This is a genomic window from Microvirga ossetica, assembly GCF_002741015.1.
In the GTDB taxonomy this organism is placed as follows: domain Bacteria; phylum Pseudomonadota; class Alphaproteobacteria; order Rhizobiales; family Beijerinckiaceae; genus Microvirga; species Microvirga ossetica.
Genome location: NZ_CP016616.1, coordinates 3,805,113 through 3,818,250, shown reverse-complemented (window position 1 = coordinate 3,818,250; position 13,138 = coordinate 3,805,113). Strand labels below are relative to the sequence as shown.

Here is a 13,138-nt window from a genome sequence, read left to right as displayed (position 1 = left end):
CGCCAGCTTGGGCGCTTTATTCAGCATGTTTAGGACTTGCGCCGGCTTGGCTTTTGAATGTTAGCTTCTGGACGCGAGACGAGGACCTCCACTGGTCTTCCTCCGTCAATAGGATCAGTCGAAGCTGACCAGAGGGACGACAATGAAACTCTTTCACGCTCTGGGTCTCGGCCTGCTGGCCGCCTCTTTCGCCATCGGCGGAGCGGCAGCGCAGGAAAAGACCGTCAAGATTGCCACGGAAGGCGCCTATGCGCCGTGGAATTTCACCGGTGCAGGCGGCAAGCTCGAAGGCTTCGAGATCGACCTCGCCAACGACCTCTGCGCCCGCATGAAGGTCAAATGCGAGATCGTCGCCCAGGATTGGGACGGCATCATCCCGGCGCTCCAGGCCAAGAAGTACGACGCCATCATGGCCGGCATGAACATCACCGACAAGCGCCTGGAGGTGATCAACTTCTCGCACGCCTATGCCGCGACCCCGCATGGCTGGGGCGTCATGAAGGATTCGCCGCTTGCCAAGCTGCCCGGAGCCGGCACGACCGTCAGCTTCGAGAAGGACACTGAAGGCGCGAAGAAGGCGATCGAGGCCTGGAAGCCGCTTCTCAAGGGCAAGACCGTCGGGGTGCAGGGCTCGACCGTGAACTCGCAGTTCCTGGAGACCTACCTGAAGGACACGATCCAGATCCGCGAGTACAAGACCACGGAGCAGCACGATCTCGACCTGACCGCTGGGCGCATCGATGCCATCTTCGCCGGCCACGGCGCCCTGAAGGCCACGCAGGAGAAGCCCGAGTTCAAGGACATGGTCATCGCCGGGACGGGCATGCGCGGCGGCATTCTGGGCCGCGGCGTCGCGGTCGCCATGCGCAAGGACGACGCCGATCTGAAGAAGTCGTTCGACGCGGCGATCGAGGCAGCGATCAAGGACGGCACCGTCAAGAAGCTGTCCGAGAAGTGGTTCAAGATCGACGCCACGCCGCAAGTCTGACCAAGTCCGACATTGCGTGCTGGAAGCAAAGTCCCGGACCCGCTACACGGATCCGGGACATGATCCGGCCAGAATGCCGGATGTGACAGTTGCTGTCTCACCCTCAGCTTTCCGGCGAAGGGGAGACATAGTCAGGAAAGTTGAAGCGTGCAGCAACTGAGCTATTTCGAGCTCATCGGGTTTGGCCCCAATGGATGGGGATGGGCTCTTCTCACCGCGACGGGTATGACGATTGCCGTCGCCATCTGCGGCTTCCTCGCGGGCTCGGTCGTCGGGACCTTCGTCGCCTGGGGCAAGATCGGCGGAAATGTCGTCATCCGCAGCCTTGCGGACGGATACACCACCGTTCTGCGCGGCATCCCCGACCTTCTCGTGATCTACCTCTTCTATTTCGGCGGCAGCGCGGCGCTCGGCGCCATCGGCAGCCTGTTCGGAGCCCAGGGATTCATCGGCGTGCCGGCCTTCGTCACCGGCGCGCTGGCCATCGGCATCGTGTCGGGCGCCTATCAGGCGGAGGTCTTCCGCGGTGCCTACCAGGTCGTCAGCCGCGGCGAGCTTGAGGCCGCGCGCTCCGTGGGCATGCATCGCTGGCTCATGTTCCGCCGCATCATCGCACCGCAGGTTCTGCGCTACGCGATTCCGGGCCTCGGCAATACCTGGCAGCTGGTCCTGAAGGAATCGGCGCTCATCTCCGTCACGGGCCTCGTCGAGCTGCTGCGCCAGTCGCATATCGCCGCCGGCTCGACGCGCCGCCCGTTCGATTTCTACATCACGGCGGCCATCCTCTACCTCGTCATCACCTGGGTTTCGACCTACCTGTTCCAGCGCGCGGAGTCGCACTCGATGCGTGGCATCCGGAGGGCTTCCTGATGGACTTCGCCTTCATGCGCGACAGCTTCTTCACGCTGCTCGGCGGCGTGCCGCTGACGCTGAACCTTGCCTTCATGTCCGTCGCGCTCGGCGCCATTCTCGCCATGCTCCTGGCGCTCATGCGGATGTCGGGTTTCAAGGTGCTCGACTGGCCGGCCCAAGCCTATGTCTTCGTCTTCCGCGGCACGCCGCTGCTCGTGCAGATCTTCCTGATCTATTACGGCCTCGGGCAGTTCCGCCCGACACTGCAGGAATGGGGGTTGTGGACCTTCTTCCGCGAGCCCTATTGGTGCGCGGTTCTCGCGCTCACCCTGAACACGGCGGCCTATGCCAGCGAGATCATCCGCGGCGGCCTGCAATCGGTGCCGCACAATCAGGTCGAGGCGGCGCGGGCCTGCGGCATGTCCGGGTTCCTGCTCTTCCGCCGCGTCGTCTTCCCGATCGCGGTGCGCCAGGCGCTTCCCGCCTACGGCAGCGAGATCATCCTCATGGTGAAGGCGACCTCGCTCGCCTCGATCATCACCATGATGGAAGTGACCGGTCTTGCCGCGAAGCTGATCTCGCAGAGCTTCCGCGCGGTCGAGGTCTTCATCGTCGCCGGCCTGATCTATCTGATCCTCAACTTCATCATCACGCGCATCATCATGGCCATCGAATGGTGGCTCTCGCCTCACCTGCGCCGCCCCCCGGCCATCGAGCCGCGTCTGGAGGCCGCCCATGTCTAACGGAGTTGCATCCTTGTCGCCCCAACCTGCGTCCTCCGAGGCCGCTGCTGCCGTCTCCGTCAACAATCTGCGCAAGAGCTTCGGAAACCTCGAAGTGCTCAAGGGTGTATCGCTGAGCGCGAAGGAAGGCGACGTCATTTCGATCCTCGGCGCCTCCGGCTCCGGCAAGTCGACCATGCTCCGCTGCATCAACATGCTGGAAGTGCCGGATTCCGGCGAGATCCGCATCGGCGGCGAAACCATCGCGCTGAAGAGCAGCCGCAAGGGGATGATGCCGGCCGACCAGAGCCAGGTGGACCGCATCCGCTCCCGCGTCGCCATGGTGTTCCAGAGCTTCAACCTCTGGTCCCATATGACGATCCTGGAGAACGTGATCGAGGCGCCCATCCATGTGCAGAAGCGCCCGAAGGCGGAATGCATCGCCGAGGCCATGGAGCTGCTGGAGAAGGTCGGCATCGCCGACAAGCGCAATCAGTACCCTTCCCACCTCTCCGGCGGCCAGCAGCAGCGCGCCGCCATCGCGCGCGCGCTCGCCATGCATCCCAAGGTGATGCTATTCGACGAGCCGACCTCGGCTCTCGATCCGGAACTCGTCGGCGAGGTGCTGCGCGTCATGCGCTCGCTCGCCGAGGAAGGCCGCACCATGCTGGTGGTGACGCACGAGATGGGCTTCGCCCGCGACGTGTCGAACCGGGTGGTGTTCCTGCACAAGGGCGTGGTGGAAGAGGAAGGCCCGCCGGCCGAGGTGTTCGGCGCGCCGAAATCCGAGCGCTTCAAGCAGTTCATCTCGAGCCATCGCTGAGATGAAACGAAAGGGGCGAAGCGGATGCCGCTTCGCCCTTTGTTTTTAGAGCTGAAGTTGGAGAGGAGATCCCGCAGCATGGCGAAGCTCGTGTTCGCCCTGAACCAGTCTTTGGATGGGTATGTCGACCACATGGAATTCGCGCCCGATCCCGCGCCCTTTCGTCATTTCATCGACGACGTGCGCGGCCTGACCGGCAGCGTATACGGTCGCCGCATGTACGAGGTGATGCGATATTGGGACGAAGACAATTCCGAGTGGGACGCGGCGCAACACGACTATGCAGCAGCGTGGCGGAGCAAACCGAAATGGGTCGTGTCGCGATCGCTGAAGTCCGTCGGTCCGAACGCCACTCTCATCGTGGATGACATCGAGGCGGCGATCCGCGGACTGAAGGCTCAACTGGATGGGGAGATTGAAGTTTCCGGACCTGAGCTGGCGCGAAGCCTGACCGACCTCGGTCTCGTCGACGAATACCGACTGTACGTCCATCCCGTCGTGCTTGGTCGCGGCAAGCCGTTCTTCGCCGGCCCGCGGCCGCCACTGCGCCTCGTGGCGAGCGATCGAATTGGCGAGGACGTGATTAGGTTAACATACGTTCCCGCATAGTCGCGCGACTGGCCCGCGCGACTGCAAGCTTGCTGCCGACTTCATCGCCATGGTCCAACTCGCCTCAATGCGGCTGTGGCTGCGCGCTTATGAGTCTACGACCTAACCTCTTTCGATCCGCCGCACCGGCGGGGTGCCGGATGACGGCGGGAACGGCCCCGATCCCGGCGCGCGGGGATCGAACCGAGGCTCGCGCCAGTCGGTGGCATATTGCTCACGACGCGAGTCGCCGAGAAAGAGGCCGAGCAAGGCCGGAACGGCCAGGATCAGCAGCGAGACCAAGCCCCACACGATCGCGATGGCGCCCAGGCCGAGGCTGCGCAATGTCATCAGCGTCCAGGACAGCCATTCGACCGTCTCGGGATGTCCCGTGACGATGTCGGCATTGCGCGCGGCGAAGGCGCCGAACACGTCGAGCAGCCCATAGGCACCCCAGGCGAAGAGCGACCAGATCGCAACGGCGATCCAGGCCAGGATCCACAGAAGCCGCTTCATTTACCGCTCTCCGACGCGCATTGCGGTACCGTCGATCTGTTGCGGTCCGCGTTTGGGCAGGCCCAGATGCTCGTGAATGATGCGCAGGTTGCGCTGATTGGCCTTGAAGAAGATGTCGAACACATCGCCGGCGAACGGGATCGCGCCGATCGCCGTATCGGCTGCGACGTTGCCGATCATGCGCGCGATCTTCCACCGCGGCAGACCGAGCTGACGCGCCTCCCAGATGATGTAGCTGGCAAGAGCGGCCGAGACCACATCACCGACACCGGGGATGAGGCCGATCACGGCGTCGAAGCCGACGCGCCGGTTCAGGCCGGGGATCAGGAAGGCGTTATCCATCAGTTTCGCCACCAGCGCGACGCGCGCGAGCGCATCGGCGCGAGTGGGGCCGGCAGTCTTGATCGCATCAAAAACAGCGCCACGCGCAGCGTTCATTCCAGTCTCCAGATCGCCGTCGAAATGATCGGCACGAATGGCCATGATGTGTGCATTCGGATCGATTTTCGCAAGATACGAGCCGCGTTATTTCATAACTCATCCCAAATTCCCGACACGTTGAAACCCTTAGCAAGCAAAGCTTTCCTTGCTGCCGGTTTGATCGGGCCGCACCCGCGCCTCTCACTGCTCTTGCCGGAAGCAAAGCTTACGTTAGGTAGCGGTTCCCATCACGCCCTCGAGCGTGACCGTCGGATCGATCTGACCAAGAAAACGGCTGCCGCATGAGGACGATTGCGGCGGCGCTTGTCGACAGGTGTCAGAACTCGTTAGACAAGTCTCTGATTGTCCTCATTAGAGATGTCACCTCCGGGGAGTGACTGCTGAGAGCTCAACCCACCTTGAACAGGCTCTTGCCTTGGCCGCGCCGCCGCGGGGCGCTGTTGCTCCGGCTCATGTCGAGCTCCTTCTGCCGCTCGGCAATGTAGGCCAGAACCGGACCCAGCCGCTTGTTCTCGACGACCGCCGCCTGATCCACCTGCTGGCGTCGGTCAAAGGGCCTGTAGGGCAGCTCCAGGCCCTTGTGCTTGATGGCAAAGCGCCCATCCGGATAGTCGTAGACGGTCACCCGCTGGCGGGCGAGGGACAGCGTGATCGCGTTCGGCTCGAGAATGAACAGCACCTGGTCGTACTGCAGGGTCAGATTGCGCGAGACCGTCCGCTCCTCCCGCCAGGCGAACACGTCATCCAGCTCATCGTCCTCGCTGAGCGGGCGATGCAGGTCCTTGTCGCTGTAGGGCGCCTTGGCAAAGCGGCGGTTGAAGTCCGCCATGAATGCCGGCAGGAAGGCATTGCCCGCCTCAAGGGTCGAGATCCCAGCCAGTCGCATCTCCTTGACCAGGCGGTCCTGCAAGGTGCCGTTGGCGCGCTCGACGCGGCCTTTGGCTTGCGGAGCATTGGCGCAGATGATGTCGATGTTGAGCTGATGCAGCGCCCGCCCGAACTGGGTCATGCCGTCACCGCCCACCGCTCCTTTGCCGTTGACGCGGAAGACGGCATGCTTGTCGGAGTAGAACGCCACCGGCTTGCCGTAGGCCTCCAGGTACTCCCGGGTCGATCGGAAATAATCAAAGGTCGACTCGGTCTCGACGAACTTCAGGTGCATCAGCCGGCTGGTGGCATCGTCAATGTAGACCAGAAGCGTGCAGGGTGGGCCGCGATCCTCGAACCAGTAGTGCTCGGAGCCGTCGATCTGGACGAGTTCGCCGACGCAGTCGCGCCGATAGCGCGGCTGGTGCACCCCTTTGAGCTTCTGCCGGCGCTCCTGCCAGAGACCCGCCGCGATCATCCAGCGCCGGATCGTCTCGACACCCAGATCGATGCCGTGCCGCTCGGCGAGCTTCTCGCAGGCGAGCGTCGGGCCGAAATCGGCATAGTTGGCTGTGATCAGCGCCAGCACCTCGGTCCGCAGCGCCGCCGGGTAGGAGCGGTTGCTGGGCTTGCCGCGCCGGCGCGACACCAAGGCCGTGGGACCACCGGTCTGATAGGCCTTGAGTAATCGGAACACTTGGCGCCGTGTGATCCGCAGCAGTTGGGCAGCTTCGCGCACCGTAATTCGCTCCGCCACGACGTCCCGCAGAATGTGAACCCGATCGATCTCCGGCCGGCTCATCCCGATCACCGTCATCAGACCCAATCTCCCCAGCACCATCACCCAGGGAGAGTGACATTTGTAACGGGGAGAGGAGTGACCTTTCTAACGGGGTTCTACAACAGGGGCTCGAAACGGGAGAACCCGATGAGCATCAAGTGTCGCGTTCGCCATGCATCCATGCTTGCGTTCACGATCTGCATCGCCCTGCTGGGAACGTCGAAGGCGATGCTGCGGGCGGAAGGCGGAGACGGGGGAATCATCATCCCTCCGGCGCAATATGCCAGCCTGCCCTCGCACGACGAGATACAGGATCCCGACGTCACCGGGAGCATGCCGGATGCTCGTGTTCTCCCTGGCTTCGCGTCGCTCGTCTCGCAAGGCACTATCGCCCTGCGTGACACCGCCCCGACCAACTGCATCCCGGGCGACCTGCGGGAGGTCGTCGCCTCCGTGGCGGAGAAGTTCGGCCCGGTGAGCGTCGAATCCACCCATCGCAACCGGGGCCGCAACTGGCGTGCCGGCGGCGCCCGTCAGTCCCTTCATCTCTCCTGCCGCGCCATCGATTTCCGGGTCCATGCCCGCGGGCGCGGCGTGATGGCCTATCTGCGCAGCCACCCGCAGGTGGGAGGCCTCAAGATCTATCGGAACGGCATCATCCATATCGACAACGGCGAGCGCCGCTCCTGGTGAGGTCCCTGCACTGGCACGGATGCGAAAAGTGTAGGACAACAGCATCATGTTCGAGACCTTCACCCATCGCCGGATCGACACGTCAGAGGCCGTCATCAACCTGCGCCATGCCGGCAGCGGCCCGCCCGTGCTGCTGCTGCACGGGCATCCGCAGACCCACGCCATGTGGCACAAGGTGGCGCCCAGGCTAGCCGAGACATACAGCGTCGTCTGCGCCGACCTGCGCGGCTACGGCGACAGCTCCAAGCCTCCGACCGCGGAGGATCATGCGCCCTATTCCAAGCGCGCCATGGCGCGCGACATGGTTGAAGTCATGCAGGCGCTCGGCTTCGAGCGTTTCGCCGTGGTGGGCCACGATCGCGGCGGACGCTGCGCCTATCGCATGGCGCTCGACCATCCAGAGCGCATCGCCGCTCTCTCGGTGCTCGACATCATCCCCACGGCCGAGCATTTCCAGCGCACGGACATGTCCTTCGCCATGGGCTACTGGCACTGGTTCTTCCTCGCCCAGCCGCATCCCATCCCCGAGCGCCTGATCGCATCGGATCCCGACGTGTTCTACCTGCGCCGCGGACGCGCGCTCTTCGACGAGGAAGCGCTTTCCGAATACCGCCGCTGCTACACCGATCCGGCAACGATCCACGCCATGTGCGAGGATTACCGCGCCGGCGCGACCATCGACATGCGTCTCGACGAAGAGGACCAGAGGTCGGGACGGCGGATCGCGTGCCCGGTGCAGGCGCTGTGGGCGAGGAAGAACGGCCTCGATCGATGGTACGACGTGCCGGCCGTCTGGCGCGACTGGGCCGACCGCGTCGAAGGCCACAGCATCGATTGCGGACACTACCTCGCCGAGGAGGCACCGGAAGAAACGCTGGCGGCTCTGGAGCCTTTTCTCGCGCGGGCGTTCATGAGCTGAAAAGCTGAAGCGGAAAACCAGCAAAGCGCAGCCCAACCTCTCCTTGAGGGAGAGGTCGACGCGCGTCAGTGCGGCGGGTGAGGGGTTACAGGTTCTCTCCGGAGAGCGCTCTCCCCCTCACCCTCGCTGCGCTCGACCTCTCCCCACCGGGGAGAGGTGATACGCCGTAGTAACCTCTGCGCAATCTGGGGCAGACCAGACGCTACTACTTTGCGAATTCAAATCTCTTTCTCTGAGGAACGAGCTTCATAGAAAGGATGCGATCACGAAAACGGCCTGATCTTAACGCCGTTCGCCTCGAGCTTCGCCCGCACCGTGCGCGCCATCGCAACTGCGCTGGGCTCGTCGCCGTGAACGCAGATCGTGTCGATCTCGACCGGTATCCGTTTGCCGGAAACCGTCGTTATGGCCCGGTCCTGGACGGCGCGGAGGATGCGCTCGGCGGCAAATTCCGCATCGTGCAGAACGGAACCGGGCTTCTTGCGGCTGGTGAGCGTGCCATCATCCTCATAAGTGCGATCGGCAAAGATCTCGCGAGCGACCGGTACGCCGACCGAGTGGGAGGCCTTCTCCATCAAAAGGCCCGGCATGCAGACATTGATCAGGCTCGCATCCACGCCCTTGATGGCGCGGGCGATGGCAAGCGCCAAGTCCATGTCCTCGTTGGCCATGTTGTTGAGCGCGCCATGCGCCTTCACATAGGTGACCTTGTGCCCCGCAAGCGAAGCGACGGCCTGCATGGCGCCGATCTGGTAGGCGACCATGCGCTCGATCTCGGCCGGTGAATCGCCGCGGATCACGCGGCGGCCGAATCCGTGCAGGTCGTTGAAGCCGGGATGCGCGCCGATGGCGACGCCCTTGCGCTTCGCCGTCTCCGCGGTGCGGAACATGATCGAAGGATCGCCCGCATGATAGCCGCAGGCGATGTTGGCGGAGGACACGATGTCGAGCATCGCCTCGTCGTCTCCCATCGGCCAGGGGCCGAAGCCTTCGCCCATATCGCAGTTGAGATCGATGATCATTCCGTCACACCAAAACCGGTTGAGAAACCTGTTCTCCCACGTGGAAGACGCGCTTGTAGCGCTCGATGTCGGCCGACGTCCCCAGGGCCTTCGTCGGATTGTCGGACAGCTTGACCGTCGGCCTTCCATCCGCCGAGATCACCTTGCAGACGATGGAGATCGGGTCGAGCTTGCCGTCGGGAGCAAGCCCGCGGAAGTCGTTGGTGAGAAGCGTGCCCCAGCCATAGCCGATGCGCATGCGCCCGCGGAAATGGCGATGGATGCGCTCGATCACATCGACATCGAGCCCGTCGGAAAAGATCGCAAGCTTCTCCTTCGGATTCTGCCCGCGCTGGTGCCACCATTCGATGGCCTCCTCGCCGCCCTCGATCGGATCCTTCGAATCGACGCGAATGCCTGTCCATGACGCCACCCATTCCGGCGCGTTGCGCAGGAAGTTCGTGGTGCCGTAGGTATCGGGCAGGATGACGCGCAGGTTGCCCTCGTAATCCTGCTGCCAGTCGGCCAGCACACGGTACGGCGCCCCGGCGAGCTCCTCGTCGCTATCGGTCAGGGCCGCATAGACCATGGGCAGCTCATGGGCGTTCGTGCCCACGGCCTCCACCTCCTGCCGCATGGCGATAAGGCAGTTCGACGTGCCGAGGAACGACGATCCGAGCCCTTCCATCATCGCCTGCACGCACCAATCCTGCCAGAGGAAGCCGTGGCGGCGGCGGGTGCCGAAATCGGAGATCGAGAGATCGGGGAGCTTTCTCAGACGCTCGATCTTCTCCCAGACCCGTGTCATGGCGCGGGCATAGAGCACCTGGAGCTCGAACTTCCCCATGCCCTTGAGCACGCCGCGCGAGCGCAATTCGTTGAGGATCGCGAGCGCCGGGATCTCCCACATGGTGGTCTCGATCCACGGACCGTGGAAGGTCAGCACATACTGGCCGTCCTCCTTCTCGAGAAGGTATTCCGGGAAGCGGAAGGTCTCGAGCCAGTCCATGAATTCCGGCGAGAACATCTGGCGCTTGCCGTAGAAGGTGTTGCCGCGCAGAAAGGTGGACTCGCCCCGGCTCAGGGACAGGCTGCGCACATGGTCGAGCTGCTCACGCAACTCGCCCGCATCGATAATGTCGGCGAGGCGGATGCGGGTGGTGCGGTTATGGATGCCGAACGTGACCTTCACGTCCCGATGGCGGCGAAAGATCGTCTGCGCCATCAAGAGCTTGTAGAAATCCGTATCGAGGACGGACCGGACGATCGGGTCGATCTTCCAGGTATGGTTGTAGACCCGTGTTGCGATGTCCGCCATCGCCTGCTCCTGCCGCTCAAGGGAGGCGAGACAATAGCGGGTGCCTGTCCATGATGAAAGGGCGCCGGCTATTGAGAACGCGCAGGGCAGTCATGGCGGCAGGACATCGACCTGGATCGACGCGTAATAGGCCGAAACATCGGCGATGTCCTCGTCGGACAGCTCCTTCGCTACGATGTTCATGGCATCGTTCTTGCGCTCGCCCGAACGGAAGGCTTCCAGGCTCCGGGTCAGGTAACTCTCGATCTGCCCAGCCAGATTAGGCGATTCCGGGTTCTTCGACAGGCCGTCGAGCCCATGGCAGGCCTGGCAGGTGGTGATCTTCTGGCGCCCTGCCCTGGCATCGCCCGCATCAGCTTGATCGAAAGCGAGACTGGTCAGGAACAGTCCCGTCAGGGCGAGGACACGGATCGTTGTCATGACCGACCTTTCAAGGAAAACGGGCGCGCCTCATGGCGCGCCCGTCGATGGGTGCTTACCGACCTTCGTAGGAGATGCGATAGATCGCGCCGGCCGTGTCATCCGAGACCAGGAGCGAACCGTCCGGCAGCATGGCGACATCCACCGGCCGTCCGAGATATTCCCCGTTCTCCGTCAGCCAGCCCTCCGCGAAGACCTGGGGCTTGTCGGCCGTGCCGTCCGGCTTGAGCGGCGTGAACATGACGCGCGCCCCGACGGGCTTGGTGCGGTTCCAGGAGCCGTGCTGGGCCGAGAAGATGCCGCCCTGATAGGTCTGGGGGAACATCCTTCCGGTGTAGAACATCATGCCGAGATCGGCCGCATGCGGATCCATTTCGGCCTGCGGACCGATCACGCCGGCCGGAACCGGATCGTCCTTGTACTCGACCGTGCGGACCGTGCCGCCGCCGTAGTAGGGGAAGCCGAAATTCTGTCCCGCATTGGCGATGCGGTTGAGCTCTCCGGGAGGCTGATCGTCCCCCATGCCGTCGACCTGGTTGTCGGTAAACCAGAGCGTCTTGTCGCCCGGATTGAAGTCCATGCCGACCGAATTGCGGATCCCTGTCGCATAGACCTCATGGTTCTTGCCGTCCTGATCCATGCGGACGACGCCGCCGATCCCGGCGCGCTTGAACAGGTCCAACTTGTCCTTCGGCGGCACGTTGAAGGGCTGGCCGAGCGCGATGTAGAGCTTGTTGTCCGCACCGATCCGGCAGACACGCGCCGTATGGTTGTAGCTCTCCTCGGTCGGAGGAATGAGATCGCCCTGCTTGGCCACGACGAAAGCGGCGACATCCGGCCCTTCATAGAAGAACTCGGCGGCCGGGAATTGCAGCACGCGGTTCTGCTCCGCCACGTAGAGAACGCCGTCGCGCGAGAAGCAGACGCCGTTGGGAATCTTGAACGAGACCGAAGGAGCAAATTGCTTCACCTCATCGGCAACCCGATCCTTGTCGCGGTCCGTGACGGCATAGACATTGTTCTTGCGCGTGCCGACGAAAACCACGCCGGCATTGGGACCCACAGCCATGTGGCGCGCATCGGGCACGATCGCATAAAGATCGACCTTGAATCCGGCCGGAAGCTTGATCTTCTCGAGATTCTTCCGGATGGCATCGGCTCGCCGCCCTTCCTGTGCGACGGGCCGCGGCTCAGCGGTTCCCGTGCTTTGGAACGACGAGAGTTTCTCCAGATTGCCGGTCGGAGATTGAGTAGCAGGCTGAGCGAAGCTCGAGGACGCGAGTGCAACAACTGAGACGGCAGCAAGCAGGACGGTCTTCATTGTTTCCTCCCAGATAAGCCCCCTGGCACATTATGGTTGTGGCGACCGAGCCGATTGTCCTCGGCTTCTTTCGTTTTCTTAAGCGTAACTATACCCAAGTTTGTGACGTAAAGGTAGGATAAGAAAGACCAAAGAAAAGGGGCCGCAAGCGGCCCCTGAATATTTCGCATTGCAGCGAGAAATCAGCTCAGATTGACCTTGGCCTGATCGCCCGGATTCAGCGGCTGGCCGGTGATGGCGGCCTTTGCGTAGCCGTAGAGATGCACCAGCGTGGAGGACGGGCTGTCCCAGTACTCGCCTTTCGCCGGATGAACGCGGATCAGGGCGATCTGCGGATCGTCGACACCCTCCGGGAACCAGGCCCGCAAGGGCTCGGACCACTTATCCTGGATCGTTGCCTTGTCGCGCACGATCTCGGCCCGGCCGGTCACCGACACATAGGTCTGGCTGCTCGGATCGCTGTAGGCCAGGTTGACCTCGTTGTCGCGGGAGAGTTCGGTGGTCTTGGGAGACTGGATCTGCGTGAAGAACCAGAGGTCGCCATGCTCGTCCGCTTCCTGATTGTGCATGGGCCTGCTGTGAAGCGTGCCGTCCGTATCGACGGTGGTCATCATGGCGATCCGCACGTCCTTGATCAGCTCGTAGAGCTTTCCGGCATTCGGATCGTTATGGCCGTGTTGGTGCATCATCGTCTCCTCGATCGTTGTCTCTGTCCCTGGGAAGATCGGTGCGGACCGTCGTTCGGCCCGGGTCCCGGGAGGTCGGGTGAACAACGGACAGGGTGCGGTTTGGTTCGGGATGTCGCGCCAAGCGGCCCGGGACCGTCTTAACGATCGCCCTCGCACCCTATACATGGGAGGGCAGCAAACCGGAGCCATCCAGGAGATA

15 protein-coding genes are annotated in these 13,138 nt (G+C 63.1%); 7 read left to right on the top strand and 8 right to left on the bottom strand.

Annotated elements, in window-relative coordinates; all coding sequences use genetic code 11:
• Window positions 1-142: 142 nt before the first annotated feature.
• The 5 genes from BB934_RS18210 to BB934_RS18190 all read left to right on the top strand — a co-directional run bounded on the left by BB934_RS18210 (window position 143) and on the right by BB934_RS18190 (window position 3,994).
• Window positions 143-988, top strand: a complete 846-nt coding sequence (locus tag BB934_RS18210; RefSeq protein WP_099510896.1) for a lysine/arginine/ornithine ABC transporter substrate-binding protein — start codon at window positions 143-145, stop codon at window positions 986-988.
• 147 nt (window positions 989-1,135) lie between these two features.
• Window positions 1,136-1,858 carry an ABC transporter permease gene (locus BB934_RS18205; RefSeq protein ID WP_173909465.1) on the top strand — a complete coding sequence of 241 codons (723 nt, stop codon included), beginning with the start codon at window positions 1,136-1,138 and terminating at the stop codon, window positions 1,856-1,858.
• Window positions 1,858-2,583: an ABC transporter permease gene (locus tag BB934_RS18200; RefSeq protein ID WP_099510895.1), complete on the top strand. Its 726-nt coding sequence runs from the start codon at window positions 1,858-1,860 to the stop codon at window positions 2,581-2,583. Before BB934_RS18205 ends, BB934_RS18200 begins: the two co-directional genes overlap by 1 nt.
• Entirely contained in the window at window positions 2,576-3,385 is an 810-nt protein-coding gene (locus tag BB934_RS18195; protein WP_099510894.1) for an ABC transporter ATP-binding protein, read from the top strand. The genes BB934_RS18200 and BB934_RS18195 overlap by 8 nt, the downstream gene beginning before the upstream one ends.
• A gap of 78 nt (window positions 3,386-3,463) precedes the next feature.
• Window positions 3,464-3,994, top strand: a complete 531-nt coding sequence (locus tag BB934_RS18190; protein WP_099510893.1) for a dihydrofolate reductase family protein — start codon at window positions 3,464-3,466, stop codon at window positions 3,992-3,994.
• A gap of 102 nt (window positions 3,995-4,096) precedes the next feature.
• Here BB934_RS18190 and BB934_RS18185 read toward each other — a convergent pair whose 3' ends face one another.
• The 3 genes from BB934_RS18185 to BB934_RS18175 all read right to left on the bottom strand — a co-directional run bounded on the left by BB934_RS18185 (window position 4,097) and on the right by BB934_RS18175 (window position 6,614).
• A complete protein-coding gene (locus tag BB934_RS18185) occupies window positions 4,097-4,489 on the bottom strand; it encodes a hypothetical protein (protein WP_099510892.1) in 393 nt (130 codons plus the stop codon).
• Window positions 4,490-4,972 (bottom strand): DUF4112 domain-containing protein, encoded by a 483-nt coding sequence (locus tag BB934_RS18180; protein ID WP_237050008.1) that lies wholly within the window; start codon window positions 4,970-4,972, stop codon window positions 4,490-4,492. It abuts the gene before it with no gap.
• Between the two features lie 346 nt (window positions 4,973-5,318).
• Entirely contained in the window at window positions 5,319-6,614 is a 1,296-nt protein-coding gene (locus BB934_RS18175; RefSeq protein ID WP_099510891.1) for an ISNCY family transposase, read from the bottom strand.
• A gap of 111 nt (window positions 6,615-6,725) precedes the next feature.
• Here BB934_RS18175 and BB934_RS18170 point away from each other — a divergent pair, with 111 nt between their 5' ends.
• The gene (locus BB934_RS18170; RefSeq protein ID WP_099510890.1) at window positions 6,726-7,271 is read left to right on the top strand and encodes a D-Ala-D-Ala carboxypeptidase family metallohydrolase; all 546 of its coding nucleotides are present in this window, start codon (window positions 6,726-6,728) and stop codon (window positions 7,269-7,271) included.
• Window positions 7,272-7,317: 46 nt separating this feature from the next.
• Window positions 7,318-8,190 (top strand): alpha/beta fold hydrolase, encoded by an 873-nt coding sequence (locus tag BB934_RS18165; protein WP_099510889.1) that lies wholly within the window; start codon window positions 7,318-7,320, stop codon window positions 8,188-8,190.
• A 263-nt stretch (window positions 8,191-8,453) separates the two neighbouring features.
• Here the strand turns inward: BB934_RS18165 and BB934_RS18160 are convergent, their stop codons facing one another.
• The 5 genes from BB934_RS18160 to BB934_RS18140 form a co-directional block, all read right to left on the bottom strand.
• Window positions 8,454-9,212 carry a LamB/YcsF family protein gene (locus BB934_RS18160; RefSeq protein ID WP_099510888.1) on the bottom strand — a complete coding sequence of 253 codons (759 nt, stop codon included), beginning with the start codon at window positions 9,210-9,212 and terminating at the stop codon, window positions 8,454-8,456.
• A 4-nt stretch (window positions 9,213-9,216) separates the two neighbouring features.
• Window positions 9,217-10,509 (bottom strand): nicotinate phosphoribosyltransferase, encoded by a 1,293-nt coding sequence (gene pncB / locus BB934_RS18155; protein WP_099510887.1) that lies wholly within the window; start codon window positions 10,507-10,509, stop codon window positions 9,217-9,219.
• A gap of 90 nt (window positions 10,510-10,599) precedes the next feature.
• On the bottom strand, window positions 10,600-10,929 hold the full coding sequence (locus BB934_RS18150; RefSeq protein WP_099510886.1) for a c-type cytochrome: 330 nt from the start codon (window positions 10,927-10,929) through the stop codon (window positions 10,600-10,602).
• Window positions 10,930-10,984: 55 nt separating this feature from the next.
• Window positions 10,985-12,250, bottom strand: coding sequence for a PQQ-dependent sugar dehydrogenase (locus tag BB934_RS18145; protein ID WP_099510885.1), 1,266 nt, complete (start codon window positions 12,248-12,250; stop codon window positions 10,985-10,987).
• 182 nt (window positions 12,251-12,432) lie between these two features.
• Entirely contained in the window at window positions 12,433-12,936 is a 504-nt protein-coding gene (locus BB934_RS18140) for a pyridoxamine 5'-phosphate oxidase family protein (protein WP_099510884.1), read from the bottom strand.
• Window positions 12,937-13,138 lie beyond the last annotated feature (202 nt).

Excerpts from the sequence above, each read along its gene's own strand:
- BB934_RS18210 (WP_099510896.1), top strand. The coding sequence starts at position 143 with ATGAAACTCTTTCACGCTCTGGGTCTCGGCCTGCTGGCCGCCTCTTTC.
- BB934_RS18195 (WP_099510894.1), top strand. The coding sequence starts at position 2,576 with ATGTCTAACGGAGTTGCATCCTTGTCGCCCCAACCTGCGTCCTCCGAG.
- BB934_RS18165 (WP_099510889.1), top strand. The coding sequence starts at position 7,318 with ATGTTCGAGACCTTCACCCATCGCCGGATCGACACGTCAGAGGCCGTC.
- BB934_RS18160 (WP_099510888.1), bottom strand. The coding sequence starts at position 9,212 with ATGATCATCGATCTCAACTGCGATATGGGCGAAGGCTTCGGCCCCTGG.
- BB934_RS18170 (WP_099510890.1), top strand. The coding sequence starts at position 6,726 with ATGAGCATCAAGTGTCGCGTTCGCCATGCATCCATGCTTGCGTTCACG.
- BB934_RS18145 (WP_099510885.1), bottom strand. The coding sequence starts at position 12,250 with ATGAAGACCGTCCTGCTTGCTGCCGTCTCAGTTGTTGCACTCGCGTCC.
- BB934_RS18150 (WP_099510886.1), bottom strand. The coding sequence starts at position 10,929 with ATGACAACGATCCGTGTCCTCGCCCTGACGGGACTGTTCCTGACCAGT.
- BB934_RS18140 (WP_099510884.1), bottom strand. The coding sequence starts at position 12,936 with ATGCACCAACACGGCCATAACGATCCGAATGCCGGAAAGCTCTACGAG.
- BB934_RS18185 (WP_099510892.1), bottom strand. The coding sequence starts at position 4,489 with ATGAAGCGGCTTCTGTGGATCCTGGCCTGGATCGCCGTTGCGATCTGG.
- BB934_RS18180 (WP_237050008.1), bottom strand. The coding sequence starts at position 4,972 with ATGGCCATTCGTGCCGATCATTTCGACGGCGATCTGGAGACTGGAATG.
- BB934_RS18190 (WP_099510893.1), top strand. The coding sequence starts at position 3,464 with ATGGCGAAGCTCGTGTTCGCCCTGAACCAGTCTTTGGATGGGTATGTC.
- pncB (WP_099510887.1), bottom strand. The coding sequence starts at position 10,509 with ATGGCGGACATCGCAACACGGGTCTACAACCATACCTGGAAGATCGAC.
- BB934_RS18175 (WP_099510891.1), bottom strand. The coding sequence starts at position 6,614 with ATGACGGTGATCGGGATGAGCCGGCCGGAGATCGATCGGGTTCACATT.
- BB934_RS18200 (WP_099510895.1), top strand. The coding sequence starts at position 1,858 with ATGGACTTCGCCTTCATGCGCGACAGCTTCTTCACGCTGCTCGGCGGC.